This is a genomic window from uncultured Kriegella sp. (assembly GCF_963975415.1).
Classification (GTDB): Bacteria; Bacteroidota; Bacteroidia; order Flavobacteriales; family Flavobacteriaceae; genus Kriegella.
Genome location: NZ_CAXBGN010000002.1, coordinates 283065 through 305320, shown reverse-complemented (window position 1 = coordinate 305320; position 22256 = coordinate 283065). Strand labels below are relative to the sequence as shown.

12 protein-coding genes are annotated in these 22256 nt (G+C 40.1%); 3 read left to right on the top strand and 9 right to left on the bottom strand.

What is annotated here, in order from left to right; translation table 11 throughout:
- Positions 1-8: 8 nt before the first annotated feature.
- Positions 9-659 carry a hypothetical protein gene (locus tag AACZ88_RS05095; RefSeq protein ID WP_339707135.1) on the bottom strand — a complete coding sequence of 217 codons (651 nt, stop codon included), beginning with the start codon at positions 657-659 and terminating at the stop codon, positions 9-11.
- A 45-nt stretch (positions 660-704) separates the two neighbouring features.
- The gene (locus AACZ88_RS05090; protein ID WP_339707133.1) at positions 705-1607 is read right to left on the bottom strand and encodes a metallophosphoesterase; all 903 of its coding nucleotides are present in this window, start codon (positions 1605-1607) and stop codon (positions 705-707) included.
- Positions 1608-1816: 209 nt separating this feature from the next.
- Between AACZ88_RS05090 and AACZ88_RS05085 the strand changes: the two genes are divergently transcribed.
- Complete coding sequence (locus AACZ88_RS05085; protein WP_339707131.1) at positions 1817-4192, top strand: GAF domain-containing protein; 2376 nt, start codon at positions 1817-1819, stop codon at positions 4190-4192.
- Here the strand turns inward: AACZ88_RS05085 and AACZ88_RS05080 are convergent, their stop codons facing one another.
- Positions 4193-5407 (bottom strand): Pycsar system effector family protein, encoded by a 1215-nt coding sequence (locus tag AACZ88_RS05080; protein WP_339707128.1) that lies wholly within the window; start codon positions 5405-5407, stop codon positions 4193-4195. It lies immediately after the preceding gene.
- Between the two features lie 47 nt (positions 5408-5454).
- On the opposite strand from AACZ88_RS05080, the gene AACZ88_RS05075 reads away from it, so the two are divergent.
- Positions 5455-9177, top strand: a complete 3723-nt coding sequence (locus AACZ88_RS05075; RefSeq protein ID WP_339707125.1) for a metallophosphoesterase — start codon at positions 5455-5457, stop codon at positions 9175-9177.
- 61 nt (positions 9178-9238) lie between these two features.
- On the opposite strand, the gene AACZ88_RS05070 is transcribed toward AACZ88_RS05075, so the two are convergent.
- The 5 genes from AACZ88_RS05070 to AACZ88_RS05050 are packed head-to-tail and all read right to left on the bottom strand — an operon-like array spanning position 9239 to position 18973.
- Complete coding sequence (locus AACZ88_RS05070) at positions 9239-10063, bottom strand: SdiA-regulated domain-containing protein (RefSeq protein ID WP_339707122.1); 825 nt, start codon at positions 10061-10063, stop codon at positions 9239-9241.
- Positions 10064-10957 carry a GyrI-like domain-containing protein gene (locus tag AACZ88_RS05065; protein WP_339707119.1) on the bottom strand — a complete coding sequence of 298 codons (894 nt, stop codon included), beginning with the start codon at positions 10955-10957 and terminating at the stop codon, positions 10064-10066. It lies immediately after the preceding gene.
- Positions 10958-12316 carry a vanadium-dependent haloperoxidase gene (locus tag AACZ88_RS05060; protein ID WP_339707116.1) on the bottom strand — a complete coding sequence of 453 codons (1359 nt, stop codon included), beginning with the start codon at positions 12314-12316 and terminating at the stop codon, positions 10958-10960.
- Positions 12313-15570: a CRTAC1 family protein gene (locus AACZ88_RS05055; RefSeq protein WP_339707113.1), complete on the bottom strand. Its 3258-nt coding sequence runs from the start codon at positions 15568-15570 to the stop codon at positions 12313-12315. The genes AACZ88_RS05060 and AACZ88_RS05055 overlap by 4 nt, the downstream gene beginning before the upstream one ends.
- Before the next feature lie 31 nt (positions 15571-15601).
- The gene (locus AACZ88_RS05050) at positions 15602-18973 is read right to left on the bottom strand and encodes a VCBS repeat-containing protein (protein WP_339707111.1); all 3372 of its coding nucleotides are present in this window, start codon (positions 18971-18973) and stop codon (positions 15602-15604) included.
- A gap of 194 nt (positions 18974-19167) precedes the next feature.
- On the opposite strand from AACZ88_RS05050, the gene AACZ88_RS05045 reads away from it, so the two are divergent.
- Positions 19168-20820 (top strand): solute:sodium symporter family transporter, encoded by a 1653-nt coding sequence (locus AACZ88_RS05045; RefSeq protein ID WP_339707109.1) that lies wholly within the window; start codon positions 19168-19170, stop codon positions 20818-20820.
- Between the two features lie 85 nt (positions 20821-20905).
- On the opposite strand, the gene xylA is transcribed toward AACZ88_RS05045, so the two are convergent.
- Positions 20906-22231, bottom strand: coding sequence for a xylose isomerase (xylA, locus tag AACZ88_RS05040; RefSeq protein ID WP_339707106.1), 1326 nt, complete (start codon positions 22229-22231; stop codon positions 20906-20908).
- Positions 22232-22256 lie beyond the last annotated feature (25 nt).

Here is a 22256-nt window from a genome sequence, read left to right as displayed (position 1 = left end):
TAATTATTTTACTCTTCTAACTCGGTGATTTTCTTTTCGTAAAGTTTTTTACTTTCTACGACGGCTACATTGAGTTCTTGCATGATGCCGTCTACACGGCCTTCGATACTTTTCATTTGATCGTTTATATTATCGAAAGAGTTTAGGGCTGCGGCCACTTCTAATGCCTTTACTACTTCTACGGCATCACCGTGCAACAAACGTAATTTTTCAATGGCTTTTGAGGTTTTGTTCAATGTGCCATTGTATTTAGTGCGCGCTTTTTCAATAGCTTTCATCAACGTTTTTTTACTAGTGGCATCGCTCAGGCTATTAGTTTGGGTTTCCATGGCGGTAAAGAGGTTGGAAGCCTTTTGTTTTAAGTCTTCATATTCTTTATTTAAATTTCCAACGCGCGTATCTACCTTTTCCCAATCACCATAGACTTTAGCAAACTCCTTGTCTTCATTTTTGGTGTCTTCCAAAGCACTTTTTAAGGCATTGAGCGATTCAAGGCCTTTCGTAACGTTTTTGTTGGTACTTTCTTTTCTCTTTTCGAATGAAGATACCTGTGATTTGAATTTATCTTTTAATCGGATGAGGTCTTCGGGACTTTTATCTTTCCAACAGGAAATGAGAAAAAGGGAGAAAAGGGGAACTATCAGTATTTTTTTGAACATTCGGTTAAAATTTTTGTTAATGGTTAAGCAAATATACAAGTTCTTTTAACCTTTTGCTTTTTGATAATCTGCCAACTTCCTCGGCCCTTCCAATAAAATACGAACAACACGTAATATACCATCGTCAGTCGTGGCTATCTGCCATTTGATCAATGAAATCTGGCCATTTTCTATTTCAATACCCGTAATGCTTCGCGGATGTACACAACTACCATCGTTGAAGAAAGGAATATCCCCTGGCTCTGGAAATCGCGGGCGATGTGTATGGCCTACAATAGTTAGTAAAAGTTCGTTGCGTAAAATCCATTTCTTTATACGACGCTCTATTTTAATAAGTTCTTTGTAATTCTTGGCAGGACTGGTAGGGTCGGCAATGCCCCAGACTTGTAACGGTTTCCATAATACGCGAACCAAAAATCGGCTCCATCGCCAAAAAGTATAGTTCCACCAGTCAGCTTGATGCCCGTGCGTCAGAAATAGTTCCTGTGCTGTTTGACGGTGCTTTAGCCGAATGGCTTCATAATAGGTGATACCTTCAAAAAGTTCTTTTGACTTATTGTCAATAGGCTCAAAATAACTACTGAGATTTTCTTTCACATAATCGGGATTTTTGTATACCATGTCGTGGTTGCCCCATATCATATGCAGCCTGCGTGCAAGATGGAATTTGCGCAACAACCCGTAGACGTTTTTGTGTGCCTCGAAAATAGATTCGAAATTAACGTTCTCCCATAGCTCGTCACCATCACCAATTTCACAATACTGAAAGCCTTCTTTGAAATAAAAGTTCAAAGCATGATAATAGATATTTCGGTTGTTGGCAAAGTCGTCGGCAAAACTATTATCACCACGATGACAATCGCTGAAAAGTATAAACTTTGAGGCATCATCGAACGGGATTACTTTGGCATTTTTGTAAGCTCTTGTTAGTCTGCTGTTAGATGACATATCGGTGAAATTGATGCTGTACCAATGGCGCGCCTGTGCAATTGTATTGAGACGTGAGCGTATTTTAATTTCAAACTAAAATCTGAGGTAAGGCAATATGGAGGTAAATATCTAAAAAAAGTGTGGAACAGCGGAAAAATTTCTTTTACACCTATTATAAGTTGTTCTTTTGTAATTTTGTAAGGTCGTAGCCGACCAATATGATCAGTATGGAAATGAAGAACGGAAAAGAATTGCCAATAGTGCTCAAGGTAAGCTTTGATAAGTTATTAAGGCATTACGATTCTATGGCACAAAGCGAAGATATTTATTTGGCTAATAAAGCTAAAAGAATCTTGGCTGCCCAAGCACCATTTCCTGAATTAAGGGACGGCTTTACCGATTTTTCCCTCTTGGAAAAACATAAAGATGTCATCAGTTTGATTCTTGAAGATACCTTTCCCGAACCGCTTACCCATAATGAGATTAAAACTGCCGCTTTGCCTTATGACAATGTGATTTTTAATTCGACTGAACGATTTAAAAAAATTGTGAAAGAAGCTGGTGATGACTTTAAACTTGAGATAGGCGATTTTAGCAATGATCTGAATTATATCATGGCTTGTACGGTTATTCTGAATTTTCATTACGGCTTTAATCTTGATTTTAAGCGACCTTTTTTTTATAATATCCCTGATGCCAAAGGAGTAATGCGTCATTACCGTATTCTCTATAATGCTGATTTTATGGATATCATTCCTACGGAAAAAGCTAAGCAATTAAATCAATCCGACGTTGATGAGCTTTTGGCCAATTTTGAGAATTTAGATCTCTGGAAAGAGAAAATACCGCCCAATAGTTTTATTTCAAAGGGTTTTGTGGTATCGAATATGTTCGATGTTACTGCCGAACATTCCATTTCCGAAATAAAATCTAGTCTTATTTCAAATGATAAGCGGAGTCAAGAGGGGTTTATGGGAAATGTCAATGAAGTTTTTCGTTCACTCTTTAATTTATCGGGCATACGAACAGGGTTTACAGTCTATAACCCGAAGGAAGACGAATTCGAGCGAGTTTACGGGCCAAACGTCCAGAGTTTCCTCTTGCAAGGTAAGGAGAATGAGGCTTGTAAGGATGCTCTGTGCCAAGCTTCCTACAAAAAACTATTAAAGGACAATACCTATTTTGCCATTTCAAATGTCGACCAGTATTTTGAAATTTCGGGTGGTACGGCACCCTATAAAAATTTGAAAGAACAGGGTGTAAAAAGTGCGATTTTTGCTCCGATTGCAGAAAATGGGGAGTTATTGGGAGTCATGGAATTGGTTTCTTTTAAAACCAATGAGCTTAATAGTATCAATGCCCAGAAACTGGAAGATGTAATGCCTTTTATTGTTGCAGCGGTGCGACGCTCAAAAACGGAAGAGGAGAACCTCATAGACGCCATTATTCAACACGAATGCACAACAGTACATTCTTCTGTGTTGTGGAAATTTGAAGAAGAGGCAAAGAGGTTCATCGCTGAGGATTTAAAAGGTGGCCGGCCTTCTTTTAAGGAAATTGTCTTTAATGATGTACACCCCTTATATGGGCAAATTGATATTAAGGACTCTTCACAGGCTCGAAATTTTGCTATTCAACGCGACTTGATGATCCAGCTTTCCGATATTAATGATGTCTTGACCGTTGCATGGCAAAAGAATAAATTGCCCATTTATGAAGAATTGATTTTTAGGGTAAATAACCACATAGACGATATCAAAGAAACGTTGCATACAAATAGTGAGCAGGCAATTTTTGATTTTGTAAAGAAAGAGGTGGTGCCAGTTTTCGAACATTTGAAGAGAACAGATACTGATTTGGGCAAAAATGTGATTACCTATGAGTCGAATATTGATATGAGTACCGATTCATATTATGACCATCGCCGAAATTATGATGAAAGCGTTATGCGAATAAATAGAGAGCTAGCGTCCGTAATCGACGAAAAACAAGAAAGTGCGCAAGCCATGTATCCGCATTACTTCGAGCGATATAAAACTGATGGTGTAGAGCACAATGCCTATATTGGAGACTCGATAACGGGAGAACGGGAGTTTGATAAATTGTATCTGCGTAATCTCAGATTGTGGCAGCTTCAGGTTATGTGCGAAATGGAAAATGTACATTATAATTTAAAGCCAGAACTTGCAGTGCCGTTAGATGTGGCCTCTTTGATTTTGGTTTATAATACTTCATTGTCGATTCGTTTCCGAATGGATGAAAAACGTTTTGATGTAGACGGCACTTATAATGCCCGGTACGAGATAATCAAGAAACGAATTGATAAGTCTTATATCAAAGGTACCAATGAGCGGCTTACCCAGCCGGGCAAAATGGTGGTGGTATATTCACAAAAGAAAGACGAGCTCGAATACCTGCGCTATATTAAGTTTTTGAAGTCGAAGGGCTATTTCGACGGTAAGATTGAAATTGTTGAGTTAGAAGGCCTGCAAGGGGTTTCGGGCCTAAAAGCGATTCGAGCCGGCATTTTGTACCGGCCGAAAAACAAATCTTCAGAAAAAACATATACCTATCAAGAGCTTATTGAAGAGATTCAGGCATGATTAGGTCGGTAAATGGATGATTTTTTCAGGGCCGAAAAATTTTAATGCCACAAAAAAAGCAATTACCGAAAGAATCATTCCGATCATAAATATCGTATAGGTCCAACGAAGCAGCTTATATTTTCTGTCAAGAACGAGACCCAAATAATAGAGGTCCTTTGTTAAAGAACTGTAGACATATTTCTGGTCTTTTATAAGTTCTTGAATGGCCCATTCATAATCGGCTAACTTCATTTTATGAAAATTTCCGAAGAAAAGCAGGTTTACTTTTTTCTGTTCCACGTCTGCTTTGGTAAACTGTCCACTAGTTACATTGGGCCTTGTGGCCAAGATTGACATTACCATCGATATCACGCTAAAAATGACAAAAATGACCGCAGGATAGACTAAATAGTCGTTTGAAGGATTATCTAATTTTGGTACGAGGTTGGCCAATACCAATGAAATTATTATGGCATTTACAGAAAGCAAAATGTTTGCTTTGGTGTCGGCGATATCACTTAGTTTCAAATGGTTTCGCATAGTGACACGAAACATGGTCTGAATTCCACGTTCAGGACTTTTATCTTTGAAATTAGATTTTAATTCAGCTTTTAAACGCTCTTTTTTTACAAGCTTTTTATTTTTTTTCCTATTCTTTATGAGGTTTGCCAGATTCTCATCTTTGCCCTTTTGCCAATTGTTTTTGGCGTAGTCCGTATAAAAACGATGTTCCGTTTGAAACATTTGAATGTTCGTATCTCGCCATTCTTTTTGTGAAAAATTCGCGATGCCCAGCAAAGAGAGTTCTTCACGCAACATTTCTGAAGTTTCTTCATAGGTGCTGTGTCCGAGGTGTGAAGCGTCCGCATCCCTTAAAATTTCTTCTGATAAATTAGTCGGTTCGTGATAACGTCTCGTCGCTAAAATAAGATTACATATATGATTGATTGCATCTTTATCATAGTTGTTTTCTTCTAGAAAAGATCGAACTATGGCACAACTCGTTTCCTCATGATTGTCAGGTCCTTTAGTATAACCGGTATCGTGTAACCAAGCTGCTAAAATAAGTGCGTCATTTTCTTTGGCATTTAAGTCATAATAGTCCAGTAATTCTTTAGTATTTTTAACGACTCTTTGGGTATGCCTTAGATTATGGTATAAATATTCTGAACCCAATTGGTTTGACAATAAGTCAGTGACGAATACTTCGGTTTTTTCAATGATGGTTGACATACAACGATTTTAGAAATCCCAAAGTACAAAATTTCATAGCCAACATTATGATTGAACAAAAACATTTTTTGCTCATTGCAACATTTCTACTTCTCTTATCGGGTTGTGCAACGATGAAGACCAAATATGAGGACCCTGATAAGGCAAAAGATTATAAGTCTGATAAAGAAGTGGCCCATACTTTCTATCTTATAGGCGATGCTGGTTTGTCTCCCATGGGCGAAATGAATGCTGCATTGAAAATCTTTAAAAATAAATTGGAAAAGGCCGACAAGAATAGTACTGCCATCTTTTTGGGAGATAATATCTATCCAGCCGGATTGCCTGACCCAAAAGATTCTACGGTCGCCTATCGCATAGCAAAAAATCATTTGGATGCGCAGATTAAAACACTTGAAGAGTTTAAGGGTAAACCTTTATTTATACCAGGAAATCATGACTGGTATACTGAGGGTTTGGTGGGTCTCGAGCGGGAACAAAAGTATATTCAAAAGCAGCTAAAAAGTAAAGAAGTTTTTTTTCCCGAAGATGGTTGCCCCATTGAAACAATAGAAGTCAGTGAGCATGTCGCAATTATTGCGATAGATACCGAATGGTACTTGACCAATTGGGACAAGAGACCAGATATTAATGATAAATGTGATATTAAAAGTAGGGATAAGTTTTGGTTGGAGTTAGAGGATGAAATTAAAGATAATAGACAAAGAACGACCATTATTGCTATGCATCACCCCGCCTTTAGCTATGGGGAACATGGCGGACAATATTCTTTAAAAAAACAACTATATCCTGATAACGGTAAAGTTCCCCTGCCCTTTTTAGGAACATTTATAAACGTACTTCGACGTGCAACGGGGGCTTCGGTTGAAGATCTTTCGAACAGACGATATAGAGAGTTGAGTGACCGACTGGTCACTTTGGCCCAGTTTTCTGATAAAGTGATTATTGCCTCGGGTCACGAACATAGCCTTCAATATATTGTGGAAGACAATACCCCGCAGATAGTAAGTGGTTCAGGATCAAAGAATGGAGGCACTAGACTTTTGAACGGTAGTAAGTTTTCAACCGGAAGAATGGGCTATGCAACGTTGGAAGTATATAAAGACGGTTCTTCGAAAGTGCGTTACTATGGGGTAGGTGACACGGAAAATGAGGAGTTTTTATTTGGGTCCGATGTACTTCCCCCTGATAGAAGTTTAAATGTAGAGAAATATGAAGATTCCTTCCCTGCGGAAGTAGAAGCATCTATTTATACGGATGAAGAAACTCATAAAACAGGAGTTTTTACAACGATTTGGGGAAAACGTTATCGAAAATATTACAGCACAAAGGTAACGGCGCCCACCGTACGTCTTGATACGTTGTTGGGTGGGCTTATACCTGTAAGTAAAGGTGGCGGGCATCAGTCAAAATCCCTTAGACTACGACATAAAAGTGGCAAAGAGTATGTTATGCGGGCGCTTCGAAAAGAAGCGGAGCTCTATTTGCAATCTATGGCGTTCCAAGATCAGTTTGTTATGGACGAATTAGAAGATACATATACCCTTGAATTGCTGCAAGATTTTTATACCGGGGCACACCCCTATGGGCCGTTTGTGATCGGCCCGTTGTCAGATGCCATTGATATTTATCATACCAATCCGAAATTATATTATGTGCCGAAACAAACGCAACTAGGAGATTTTAATGGCGATTTTGGCAATGAGCTTTATATGATTGAAGAACATGCTGGAGATGGTCATGGTGATTTGGAGAGTTTTGGTTTTGCGAATGAACTTAAGAGTACCGATAGCATGTTGGAAGATTTGAGAGATGACGAAAAGTACGATGTCGATGCCGAAATGTATCTTAGGGCAAGGCTTTTTGATATGGTCTTGGGCGATTGGGATCGACATGTTGACCAATGGCGATGGGCAGAGTTTAAAGATGAAAAATCAGATAAAATTACATATAGACCAGTTCCTAGAGATAGGGATCAAGTGTTTTCTGTTATGGGAGACGGGCTTTTGATGAGTATGGCTACACGTATTGTTCCGGGGTTAAGACTGATGGAAGGGTTCAACAAAGAGATTAGAAGTGTAAGAGGATTTAATTCGTCACCCAAGACCTATGTTTTAGATATGGCATTACTGACCGAAACCACAAGACGTCAGTGGTTGGATCAAGCCGAATTCATCCAACAGAACTTAACTAAGGAAATAATTGAAAAGGCTTTTGAAGTGTTTCCTGAAGAGGTTAGGGACGCGACCATTACAGAAATTGAAGATATATTGTTGTCTCGAATTGCCAATATTGGCGAAACGGCATTGGAATACTATGATGTCTTAAACAAATATGCCGTTGTTGCCGGCACTGATAAAGATGATTGGGTCGTTGTCAATCGTCTCAATGCAAACGAAACCGAGGTTCAGGTATATCGAAACATCGGAGGGGAGAAAGAAAAACTCTTTTTTGATAAAAAATTCGATAAGGCCAGTACGAAAGAAATCTGGATTTACGGTCTTGATGATGATGATCGATTTGTGGTCGAAGGGGCGACCAATAGTGCTATAAAAGTGAGGTTGGTTGGAGGTCAAAACAATGATATTTATGAAATCAAGAATGGTAAAAAAGTGGCTATTTACGATTTTAAGGATAAGGAGAACACCTTTGAGAATACCTCAGGTGCAAAAGTAAAGCTGACAAACGATTATGAAGTGAACACCTATCGCCCGTTGAAACTGCGAAATTCTGTGAATCAAACCATACCGACCATAGGCTATAATCCCGATGATGGAGTGAAAATAGGACTCGTCAATACCTATACCTACAATGGTTTTCGACAGAACCCTTTCACACAACAACATAGTGTTGACGCGGCCTTTTATTTTGCCACTAGTGGGGTCGATATAAAATATACGGGTGAGTTTGCCAACCTTTTTGATAATTGGAATTTTCAATTGCAAGGCCGTTTTACGAGTCCGAACTTTGCAATAAACTTTTTTGGTTTTGGAAATGAAACGGTAAACTTAGATGATGAATTAGACCTAGATTATAACCGTGTGCGTTTACGAAATATGAAGTTGGCACCGGCTTTGGTTTGGAGGGGGCAACTCGGGGCTAAATTCAAAACGGGAATCTCCTATGAAATTATCGATGTTGAGGAAACTGATAATCGTTTCATCAACACCTTTTACCAACAAAATGGAGAAGAGAACCGAGAGCAATTCTTAGGAATTGATGCGGTGTATAGTTACAAGAATAGCGATAATGAAGCTTTTCCAACCATGGGGATGGCAACCGATATAAAGGTCGGTTATAAAAAAAATACAGGTTCGACCGGACAAGATTTTGGTTATGTGGTGCCAAGTCTCTCTTTCGATTATAAATTGGTGGCCAGTGGTAGATTGGTACTGGCCTCAAAATGGAAGGCCCATTTTACTATCGGTGAAGGGTATGAGTTTTATCAAGGAGCAAGCATTGGGGGAGTCGATGGTCTTCGCGGATTTCGAAACCAGCGCTTTACCGGTAAAAAGGCATATTATCAAAATACCGATATCAGATATAGCTTGCGCAAGATGCGTACGAGTATATTGCCAACGGCTTTCGGGCTCTATGGGGGATTTGATTATGGCCGAGTGTGGCTCCCCAACCAAGACTCGAATCAATGGCATACCTCTTACGGAGGAGGTTTCTTTTTAAATATAGCGGACATTATTTCGGCTAGAACCGCACTCTTCTATTCCGATGATGGGCCACGATTTTCATTCGGACTTGGGTTTGGGTTTTGATTGTGATATCACTTCAAAGTTCATTCGAAAAAGAGTGTGTCTTTTTGCTCTTGTAGCGACGCTATTTTATGCTGAAGGAATACAGATTTCTTCCCGTGTTGCCCCGTTCCTCATCTGAGAGCAATAAAGTGCTTTCATCCATAAAACAAATAGATTCCAACTGCGTGGTGGCTCCTAAGTCGATAGTGTTCATTTTTCCTTGAGAAAAATCATCGGAAGTGAAATCGGTAAATATCCAAAGCTTTCCATAGCCTAAAATTACAATCGTTTTGCCATCTTCTGATATGTCGGCCGCTGTAACTTCACAAACGCCCTGTTCTTTGCAGGGTGTAAATTTACCAACGAAAGTAGCTTCGTACGTTCCTTTATCCGCAGGAACTTTATAAATCATGGCTTCACCGGTGAAGGGTCGTGCCCTGTCTTTGGTAATAATGTACAGAAAATTATTCCGATAGAAGAGCGCCTCTGATCCAAAAGATTTTTTATCAGGGAATCGGAATCTTATTTTTTCGGCATCGATTTTGTTTCCTTGCTCATTTTGAGGATTTGGGAGTTTGTAAATTGTCAAGTCTTTCCGCTTTCCATTGTTATTTCCCGTGTCGGCTATATATACATTTCCTTCTTCATCTCTTGCGATATCTTCCCAATCTTCATTTTTGGCATTATCGACTTTTAGTTCGTTCAATAATTTACCTTTGAAGTCGGCTTTGTATATTTTATCAGGATTTCCCCTGTCAAGAATAACCCAAAGTGTCGAATCGTTGTTATATATGATTCCTGAATTTTCCTTAAGTTTTCCTGGAAGTTTGGTGATGTAGGTGAGCTGTCCGTAGTTGGAACAGCTGGTTAAGAAAAGCGTACATATAAAAAAAGCTATTTTTCTCATTTATTTATTTTTGAAGGGCATGAATACTTCGGTTTTCCAATTCAGTTCATTACCCCCAAAGTTAGGGTTGCTATAAAATATTTCCATGGGCTTTTTCTCTACTTTCAAACTATTCTTGTCCGCATAGTCGAGCAATGCGTACCAAGCTCGGTCCGAGGTGATGTAATTGCCATTGTAAATGGCCTTAACCGCTTTTCTACTTTTAAATTCTTTGTACTGAATGGATTTATGTCGTGGAAGGGAATCTGATTTTACAATTGGATAGCAAAAATTGTAATGAATGCTGTCGGTTTGCATGTTCCATTTGGTTACCTCGATAAACGGCCTTCCATTTGGCTGAATGTCGTTTTTCAAAATCAATTGATCCAACAGCGCGTAATGTTGCATCATTCCTTGAGCTTTTTCCGTTTGCTTGCCACTTAATGAGACATAGGCACAATAGCTACTTGGAATACGATCTATACCAATAACGGCAACCTTGAAGTTTTCTATGTGCTCTTTCAATCGTTGGTTAAACTCCAAAATTGTTTTTTTGGCACGTTTTTCAAAATCGGTATCTGAAAGAGGAATATGTAGTTTATTGCGCAAACTATGATCAACATCTTTTATGTAAACGTGTATTTTGGAAGTTGAATCGCTGAGCGCCTCGATTTTCCATTGGAATGAAAATACCGAATCATTGTATTTAATTTGTTGCTTTAAATAATTCAAGTCAGTCTGTTCGACAAATCGGGAATCTTTTAATGAGGCTCCCCACGCCTTAAGAGACTGGTTTATGGCACCTGGAAAAGTATTTGCTTTGATAGTTGCGGCATAATCATAGGGTTTGATGAAAAGATACCAAAGGAAGACGACCAGAGCTACGGCCAGTATAAATACAGCAATTTTCTTCATTTATTTTTGAATAGAGACCATCTCTTTTTTTGCCGTCATTTTTAAATGGTTAACAATAAAATCGCCCAAATCTCGTCCTTGCTTTAACCCCACTTCGATTGCCACACGGTAGTGAATGCCGCCGTACATACGACTGATGGCGGCCTCATCGGCCGCCTGATTGAACGAAGTAAAACTTCTTACAGGAAGCCCATATGCGGTTTCGGTATCATCATCGAAGGCAAAATTATTGCCAAAAATACTAGTCAGTGCTGTCGATGCGGCACCCGAAACTACGGAATGACCACTGGTATATTCAGGAAACGGTGGGGTTTGTAAGACCGGTTTCCAATTATCGTCGATATGTTCGTTGATCAGGGTTTCGGGTCGAATAAGATTGCTTCGATATTTTTCATCCCAACAACTAATAAAAGCATCGGCAATGGCCAGCGATGTTTTCGTATATGCAAAAATGGTTTTATCAAAATCACTATCCGTTTTTTTACAGGAAATCTTGGTGATGCCGATCCAATGGGCTCCAGGGGTTATTTTTTTCGTGGCAAACATTAGATGGCCCCTTGTTACCGAAACATAAGGATTACAGTCCCAGAATTTGGCGATTTCTATTTCTTCCGATTGATCGCCCGTTTCTGTAATCTTTTGACCGACATCATAAACTTCTTTCAACTCCCTGTAAAAATCTGAATCTTCTTCCATTGAAAAAGTAGGGGGAGGGGTAGGTTTGAATTGCTGCGCAGAATCAATTACAAAGGGTCTGATTTTATTCCAGTGCGGTTCAATACCATCCATATAGGCGGGAGGTGTGGGTTGCCATCGATTCGGGTCTTCGGCATTTACCGTAAACTTTGGCATGGTGCGTGTCTGGGCATAATTGTCTTTACTCATCCAAGTGCCAATATGTTCGGCTACTTTTAACCCATAGGTTTTTGAAGCATTGAAGGTAGCGGCGTTTTTGGTTTCCCAGATTCCGTAAAGACTATCGCGAAAAGCTTCCATCCGGTCTTCTGAAAAAATCAATCTTTTACTTAATTCCATGTGGGCTACCAATGCGGCCACTTGATAGTTGATGGGTAAATTCACTTCAGGTTTGGGAATGGAGGTCAAATCGGTCACTTGTCCTTCCAGCGAAAGGTAATCTTCATTTTGAAGTGAGATAATCTCGTAGGCAGCAATATTCGGATAAGCAAAAATACGACTGGCAACAGGGGGGGAGAAAATGTCATGAACCATAATTTCGATGACCTTGTCAACGGAAGTGTGAAATTGTTCAGGGGTAACCACTATGGGGCCTTCCTCTTCTTTTGTGTTGCAAGAAATCATGGCTGTCATGACTACTAGTCCCATCAATACCTTCTTCATCTTTCTTCCGTTTGTTGTTTTAATTTATAAACCTGTGCCCGTTCGTTGTTTATCGTGGCCAAGAGGTATGGTCGGTCTTTTACGGTAATGATATTTAAATGCCGAATTGATTTCCGGTAAAAATTCAATCCGATCTTATTCCCCAAAATTACGTTATTTTGATTTTTTATCAAGGCTCCCGAAAAAGAATCGAATCGGCCGTGAAAAGGTTTGATGCCAAAGTAGTTTCCCCCGACCAATACTTCTGCTGCACCATCACCGTCAAAGTCATAATCGAGAAAGGCCATTATTGGTGATACTTGCAACTCGTTCTGAAATGGAACGAACACAAATTTGCCTTTTTCATTTTTCAGAAAACCAGAGTGTAGTTCGTTTACTTCTAAAATAGTGGCCCTGTTCAATATGGTCTTGTCAAAAATCTGTTCGATCGACTTGCCGGCGAAGCTGCTGTAAGTATTGAACTTTTTTCGCAGGCCCACCAGTTGGCCCACCAATTGATCAAAACCTTCTAATGGATAATAGGCGCCATCTTTCTCAATGGCGACCAAGGTTTCCGTGTTTCCGTTTGAGTCAAAATCGTTGTAGAACATTTTCATAGGAGAATTTGTGGAGGCCTTGAATTTGGTGTTCGTGCCCCAATTGCCCATTAGGTAATCGATATCGCCATCTCCATCGATATCAAAGGGGATAATGCATTGCCATAATCCGTTTATCTTTTTATTCAAAACTGATACTTCGGTCAAATCACCATTATCGCTTTTAAAGAATCTGGGTGACATCCACTCACCGACGACAATAAGGTCTTTATAACCGTCATTGTCAAAATCGTGCCAAAGGGCATCGGTTACCATGCCTATATTTTGAAGTGCCGAATTTTCGCTAATGGAAAAACTGCCTTTCTCATTTTTTAGTAAAAAGGAATTTGGAATTCTTCCGAAGTCATTCGTTATTGCTTGATTACCGACAAAGAGGTCAATGTCGTCGTCACCATCGAAGTCATGGGCCCGTACAACGGAGGCATTTTCAAAATATGTGGGAAGTTCCCGAGTTATAAAAGAGGAATCTTTCTGAACATAATAGCTATCGCGTAAGGGTTTCATTTGATTGTAGAAGTCGCCGCCACCCGATCCTAAAAAGAGGTCGTTTTTACCGTCATTCGTAAAATCGGTAATCAAGGCCGCCACATCTTCTTTAATAGAATCTTTGATGATTGCAGCTATTTTGTTTTTAATAAACGAAGTATCACCCTGTATGAATAGTTGGGAAGGAATATATTTCGATCCCCCAAAGAAAATGTCAGCTTTGCCATCATTGTTCAAATCACCGATGGCTGTTGCGGGACCGCGATCCGAGATTTGATAGGGAATCAATTTCTGACGATTAAAATCGGTATAATTGTCTTCGATATGGGTAAAATCGATTCCTAAATTTGTGTCGACCTTTTCAAAGATTTGCTTTGTTTTTTGATGCAATGATCGGTAGTCGAATGACTTGGTGTGGTTGGGTGAGATAGTGAGCGTTTGGTTTGTGGCTACCTTGGTTAGTACCTGATAACTTTTGTCGGGCCAAACGATTTTCAAAGAGTCCACCATGTCGGCTTGACCATAACCAAAATGGATAATGGGTTCTGAAGAGGCTTGAAATCCCCTGACCGTATACAGTTCTTTGTATTGTAAATTATTCTTGTTATATGAAAATACTTTGGTGCCGATGCCAAACGGATTTTTATCAGCATACTCAAACCTTAATTTTAAGTATGTTGCTTTTGTATTGGTTTGGTTGATATAGAGCGTTGCAGGGCTGTTTAAGTTGTTCACCACTAAATCAAGGTCGCCGTCATTATCGAGGTCACCAAGGGCAGTGGCCCCTGAAACAAGGGTGTCGTTTGTGATCCATTGGTGTGATTTGTCTTCGAAGATTAGATTATTAGTACCCTTGAAGATGTAATTATGTGTTTTTCCCGAGGGCATTAAATCCAAGGCACGTTGATCGACCAATTTGGTGTTGTTTATTTTTTTTTTGATTTCATCACTTGATACAAAGTTGATGTAATCAAGGTCATTTGGGCGTTTTGGTATGCCATTGGAAATAAAGACATCTTGTTCGCCGTCTTGGTCGTAATCTCCAAAAAGTGCACTCCAGCTCCAATCTGTGGCCGAAATGCCACTTTGCAAGGCAATTTCAGCGTAACCGTCCCGCCCATTCACCTGCAACATGTTTCTGGTGAACTGGTAGTGGTAGCCATACTGTTGGGTCTGCAGCTTTTGAATTTGAAAATCTATATCACCTTGTGATGATTTCAATATTTTTTCATCTTCCGGGAGCATGTCTAGTGACAATAAATCGGGAAGACCGTCATGGTTGATGTCGGCCACGTCGTTCCCCATTGAAAATCGCGTGGTATGACCAAAAAACTCTTTTAGTCTATTGGTAAAAGTACCGTTTCCATTATTGAGGTAGTAATAATCGTCTTCGTGAAAATCGTTCCCAACATAGATGTCAGGCCATCCATCTTGGTTAAAATCGGCCACGGCCACGCCTAATCCATAACCACTAACTCCTCCATAAATACCCGCTTCTTCACTTATATCGGTAAACTTTTCGCCATCGTTACGCAACAATTTATCTCCGGTTTGATAATTTCTTTTAAGCCGTTGTTCCGCTTTACCAAAAGAATCTTGTGTATGTATGGCATGATTGAGAAGGTAAATGTCTAGATCACCATCGAGGTCAAAATCTATAAATGCCGCGTTGGAACTATAAGAGTCAAAATCGAGGCCATATTCGGCTGCACTTTCTGTAAAAGTAACCTCTCCCTCTTCAGAAGTGCCGTTATTGATATAGAGTTCGTTGAACCCGCTGAAACCTTTGATGCCGACTACGGCACAAACGTAAATGTCGAGCAATCCGTCGCCGTTGACATCACCCATAATGGCACCGGTATTCCAAGTACTATTGCCTTCGACTCCCGATTGCGCGGTAATATCCTCAAAATTTAGACTTGCTTTACCGTTGGCATTGTTTCCTTTGTTGAGGTATAATTTATTCTTTACCTGGTTTCCCGAGAAAAAAATGTCTGCAAAACCATCATTATTTATATCGCCAATGGCCACGCCACCGCCATTATAGAAATACAGATAGTCTAAAATGTTGCGGTCTTCTGTTTCTGAAAGCGTGTTGGTGAAGGTAATTCCGGTTAGCTCTGGTGACGGATTTTCAAATAGATCACCAACTTCACTTTTACATCCTGTCATGAAGGCGAGTATTATGATAAGTCTTAAATGCCTAATCATCGAGCGTAAAAATCTTGGGTTTGTCGTCGTTTAGTGCGGTAATCAAATAGACCTTGCCATTTTTGTTTTTAAATTGCTTGAGGTGTTTTATCTCCCCTTTAACAAAAAAACCACTTGTGCCATAGTCTTGCCATTTAAAATCTAACTTTCCGTTGCCTAAAAGCACGTGGCCATAACTAGCATCAAGTCTTGAATATTGGGGTTTAAATTCGTAATTGTTTCCTCCCATAATCAAGTCTAAATTACCGTCGCCATTTACATCAGAACATGTTATGCCGCAAATGCATGATAATTGTGCCCTACTTGGCAATTCTTGAACCGAAAATCTTCCATCGCCTTCGTTAACGGCAATGACCGAAGCGGATATGCTGGCTTTCTTAACTATTGAGTTATCTAAAATGCTCTTGGGGAATAATTCATCTACCGTTTTCTTTGCGTACTCAGATGCTTTCAAGTTCTGTTTCTTTAAAGCGACGATTTGAGTTGTTAGTTCTTTTTTCTGGTGCAGCGGATAATCTTTTCTGTTAAAACGCTGGGTTACTATTTGTTCGATGGTTCCATTATTGTCAAAATCGTTAACCCACATTTGCATCGGGTTTTCCTCAGAGGGTTTGTAATGGAGATTATTTCCTTGATTGCCTAATATGAGGTCATCGTCGCCGTCGTTATCAAGGTCTGCAACTTCAATAGTGTTCCACCATCCATTTAAACTATCCAATGCTGAGGATAGTTTGGTCAACCTTCTTCCTGTATTCTTAAATATTTTTGGCGTATCCCATTCGGCCACAGTAATCAAATCTTTTTTTCCGTCCCCGTCGATATCCGTCCAAAGGGCATCTGTAACCATGCCTGCATCCTTTAAATCGTAGGCCAACCGTTCCGAAGCATCTGAAAATGTGCCATCGCCATTGTTTTCTAAAAAAAGGTGATTCGGGTTTACTCCATAGGTGCCCACCACGCTACGTGAACCAATAAAAACGTCGATGTCGCCATCTTCATCAAAGTCGTTAGACGAAATTACGGCGACATTCTTATGGATGGATGGCAAGCTAGTTGGCGAGCCAGCAAAAGAGCCTTTTCCATCGTTGAGATACAGCCTTGCTGCATAAGTGTTTTCTTCCCCAACTTGGTTGCCTCCTGTGCCGACCATAAGATCCAAGTCTCCATCGTTATCAACATCAAAAAATGAGGCGGCGGTATCTTCGTAGTCTGCATCGGAATATAGGGCATTTTGTGAGGTAGGAAAAAGTTTTCCTGCCCCTTTGTGCAAATAAATCATTCCAGCCTTTCCTTTGGCTCCTCCTATAAAAACATCTTGATTGCCGTCACCATCAATATCTCCAATAGCCATGGCCGGACCTTCTTGCGACAGCTTTTTATAAATGAGGCCTTCTTGGTCAAAATCATTGTAGCTATTTTCTTTATGAACCACCAAGTTGTCTTGTTTTAACTCCTTAAGCAATGGTTCTTTAGGGCTGGTTTTGGTAATCACATATTTTTCCGTAGCCATTGATTGTTTTACAATAACCAGTTGATTTGCCTGTACGTTGGTCAATTTTTGGGTGTCATCGTTGGGCCAGATGATGCGTACGGAATCTATGGTTTTCGTTGTACCCACCCCAATGGTCATTACATAATCTACAGAAGATTGAAAACCGCGGGAAGGAATCAGTTCTTGAAAAACAATGTTGTCATCATAATAGAGTCGCATGCTTGTGCCCACGCCGAATTTATTTTTTCCTTCCCCTTCAAATTTTAATTTGATATAGTTATGGTCAAGATGTTTTTCCGACTCGTTTTCGTAAACAAATGCGCTCATGTTCACATTATTGACCACAAGGTCTAAATCACCGTCATTGTCTAAGTCTCCATAGGCTGCTCCGTTAGAAAGACTGGGTATTTCGAAACCCCATTCCTTATTCTCGTTGGAGAAGGTAATATCGCCATTATTTCTAAAAGCATAATTGGGTTGGGGGGCCACTGGCATTTTATTGATTATCGAATCAATGGACTCTTTTCTTCCGGTGAGCGCCATGTTTTGGATAATCTCATTCGCGAAAAAATCGACAAAATCGAGATCTGTAAGGTCGTGGTTAATGCCATTGGTGACGAAAATATCACGTAATCCATCATTGTCCATATCGAAGAGAAGGCCTGCCCAACTCCAATCGGTAGCCGAAACACCGCTAAAATAGGCGACTTCAGAAAAAGACCCGTTACCATTGTTGAGTTGCAAAGTGTTTTGAATGTACTGTTGAGAGAAATCTTTACTTTGCTTCAGCTTAAAAATATTGTATCCTTCAAACTCCATCACTGATTTTACGCGCTCATCGGGCTCGGGTAACATGTCGGTAATGAAAATGTCTGCATTGCCATCGTTGTTGATATCGGCCATGTCAATGCCCATAGCAGATAGGGATAGATGGGAGGTCCAGTCTTTTATTTCTTCGGTAAAGGTGCCGTCTTTTTGATTGATATACAGATAATCACGCTCGTAAAAATCATTCGACACATAAATATCGGGGTAAAGGTCGCCATTGATGTCGCTTACCATCACCCCTAGGCCAAAGCCGATTAGACTGCCATAGATACCCGATTCTTCGCTTACATCAACGAATTTTCCGTCATCGTTTCGAAGTAACATATCACCCACTCCTTTGAAAATATCGGGAACACCCTCCCAATCTTGGGCCCTGATCTCTCGTTGTTCGGCATAACCCAAACTGCTAACCGGGATATTGCTATTATTTAAAATGTATGCATCTAAATCTCCATCTTTATCGTAATCAAAAAAAGAAGCGTGGGTCGAAAAGCCCGTTTTGGCCAAGTTGTATTCTTTTGCACTTTCCGTGAATGTTATTTGTCCTGACCCATCTGACGGGCCATTGTTTATATACAGATCATTATCGTGATTGTTGCCTTCCATATTTCCGGCGTTACTTACGTAAATATCCAAAAGACCATCGTTGTTGATGTCGGCCATTACCACACCGGTAGACCAGGGTTTGTTGCCCGTGACTCCGGCAGCCTCTGAAATGTCTTCAAACTTAAAGTTGCCTTTATTGAGATATAATTTGTTAGACTTCATGTTGGCGGTCATATAAATGTCTGCCAGGCCATCATTGTTGATGTCCCCTATAGCAACACCCCCGCCATTGTAGAAATTGCGATATTTGAAAATATTAAAATTCTTTTGGTTCTCTACTTCATTTATGAAGTCGATACCCGTTTTATCAGAAGAAAGTAAGGAAAAAAGAGTTTCTGTGACTTTCTCGCCTTGGGTGTTTTCCTTTTTTGTATTGCAGGAAAAAAGTACTGATACAAGCACAAAAAAAGTCAGTCTTTTTGTTAAATTCAATATCAATTTTGAAGTAGTTAATTACTAAATATTTTCTGCTTCGGAAAGTAGCAATATAAGTAATCTTCCTAGAAATGACCTAAGCGATTGAGTTAATGTTTTGGCCGTGTTTGCAAATCTGAAAGATTGTCAGACGATTATTTATTTTTTAGCAAATAATCCGATATATTTAGCCACTATTATCAACCCAACTTTATATTATGCTAGGAATTCTCTCCTTCGTAGGCTTTACCTTATTGGTGGCCGTAATCTCATATTTGGCAACCCGTAAAACAGATGAAAACTCTTCCGACGGTTATTTTTTGGGAGGTAGAAGCCTAACAGCTGGTGTTATCGCCGGATCTTTATTGTTGACCAACCTTTCCACGGAACAAATAGTGGGTCTTAATGGCCAAGCCTATACCGAGGGGATTTTGGTAATGGCCTGGGAAACTTTAGCGGCCATGGCCATGGTTGTTACGGCTATATTTCTGTTGCCGCGATATTTAAAAGGCGGGTTAACAACCATTCCCCAATTTTTGGCAACAAGATTCGATGTAACGACTAAGACTATTACATCGGCCTTGTTCTTAACAGGATACGTTGTCGTACTCTTACCGATCATTCTATATTCAGGTTCCGTGGCGATTAGCGGCATGTTCAAAATTCCTGAACTACTAAACGTAACCGATACCCAAGCTTTGTGGATCTGTGTCTGGGGTATCGGAATAATTGGGTCGATTTATGCGGTTTTTGGGGGTTTAAAGGCGGTTGCGGTCTCCGATAGTATTAATGCCATAGGTTTGTTGCTAGGGGGTATATTGATTCCCATATTTGGATTAATGGCCATCGGGGACGGAAGTGTTCTTGAAGGAATTTCCGTTTTGACCACAGAACATCCGGAGAAGTTCGATTCGACGGGCGGAGTGACGGCATCGGTGCCCTTCGTTACCATTTTTACGGGAATGATGTTGGTACAACTTTTCTATTGGGGAACAAATCAACAGATCATACAAAGGGCCTTAGGTGCCAAGAATTTGCAAGAGGGCCAAAAGGGGCTCTTATTGGCTTCTTTCATAAAAATATTAGGACCACTTATCGTGGTATTACCGGGAATTATTGCCTATCACATGTTTCAGGGAGGGTTGGACCTTCCCGATCAGGCATACCCCGCTTTGGTAAATGCGGTACTACCCGATTATTTAATCGGTTTTTTCGCAGCTGTATTGTTCGGTGCTATTTTAAGTTCATTCAATAGCGTGTTAAATAGCTCGGTAACCCTTTTCGGACTCGATATTTATAAACAACACATAAATCAGGAAGCTTCTGAACGAACCGTCGTAAAGTATGGTAAAATTTTCGGAATTATATTGGCCATTGCGGCTATGTTCATAGCTCCCCTGATTGCTAATGCTGATAGCCTATTCGCTTATTTGCAGGAAGTAAACGGAATTTACAGTATTCCGATCTTAACAATTATAGTGGTTGGTTTTGTGACCAAACGCGTTCCGGCCATCGCAGCTAAGATTGGCATTATTTCCGGTTCTATTCTCTATATTTTAAGTCAATTCATTCTAAAGCCCCTTCTTGTTGGAAATGCCCTTGAACAAGCCGCAGTCCAAGGAATAACAGATGCTGGTGAATTGGCCGTAGTGGAAGCCGAGGCCTATCCACACTTTTTGCATGTCATGGCGATTTTATTCATATTGAATATTGCCATAATGTTGGTTATCGGCAAGTTATATCCCAGAAAAGAGGCTTATTTACAGGAATACACAGAACAAGTTGATATTACCCCGTATAAATATGTGAAACAAGTTGGTCTTGCTATTACTGCTATCGTGGTGGGCATATATATATATTTTGCACAATAAAAAAGAACTAAGTAAAAGCCCGCTCAGATAAACATGAGCGGGCTTTTTATATACCTATAGACCTTTTTACGGTCGAAAATGCAATCTAAATATATTGGTTAATGATATTCTCGAAAAGCTCTTGCTTGCCACTTTGAAGTTCAAGTTCGCCATTATCTTTAGCAATTTCATATAAATCGGTAAAGTCTAATTTTCCATCTTCGAAATCCTTGCCTTTTCCAGAATCAAAAGAGCTGTAGCGTTTTTCTCGAAGTGCATCGTATTGAGATGATGAAATGATCTTATCGGCTACCAAAAGTCCACGGGCGAAAGTATCGACTCCACCGATATGCGCATGAAAAACATCGTCCATATCAGTAGAGTTTCTACGGATTTTCGCATCAAAATTGATACCTCCACCTTGAAGTCCGCCTGCCTTTAAAAAGGTAATCATCGCCTCGGTCACTTCTGTTATGTTATTGGGAAACTGGTCGGTGTCCCAGCCATTTTGGTAATCACCACGGTTCGCATCAAGACTTCCAAGCATACCATGAGAAGCGGCAACCTCCATTTCATGCTGCATGGTATGGTTGGCCAAAGTCGCATGGTTGAATTCCAAATTTAGTTTGAAATCGTCTTGAAGGCCATATTGATGAAGAAAGCCTACAACTGTGGCAGAATCGAAATCATATTGGTGTTTCATGGGCTCCATGGGTTTGGGCTCGATAAAGAAATTACCTTTAAAACCTTGTGCTCTTGCATAATCGCGAGCCATACCCAAGAACCTGCCCATGTGGTCCAATTCTTTTTTGATGTCGGTATTCAATAGCGACATATAGCCTTCACGACCACCCCAGAACACATAGTTTTCTCCGCCTAGTGCCATAGTAGCGTCCAAGGCTAATTTTATTTGCCCGCCAGCGCGTGCCAATACATTGAAATCAGGATTGGTGGAGGCACCATTCATATATCGGGGATTGGAGAAGCAATTGGCCGTACCCCATAATAACTTGACGCCTGATTCGGCTTGTTTCCCTTTAATATAATCTACTATGGTGGCAAGCCTTTTTTCTGATTCAGCAAAAGTGGAAGCTTCTTGAATCAAGTCAAAATCGTGGAAGCAGAAATAATCGAAACCCATTTTGGTGATGAATTCAAAAGCGGCGTCGGCTTTTTCTTTGGCTGCTGTCACGGCGTCGGAAGGTTGGTCCCAAGGGAAATTTTGCGTTCCAGGACCGAATGGATCGGCGCCTTGACCACAGAAAGTATGCCAATAGGCTACCGCAAACTTAAAATGCTCGCGCATGGTTTTTCCTGCGACCACCTGTTCTGGGTTATAGTATTTATAGGCTAGTGGATTGTCTGAATCCTTTCCTTCGTACTTTATTTCTCCAATACCTTTGAAATACTCTTTGTTTCCTATTAATGCCATTATTTTTGGGTTATTAAGTTAAATT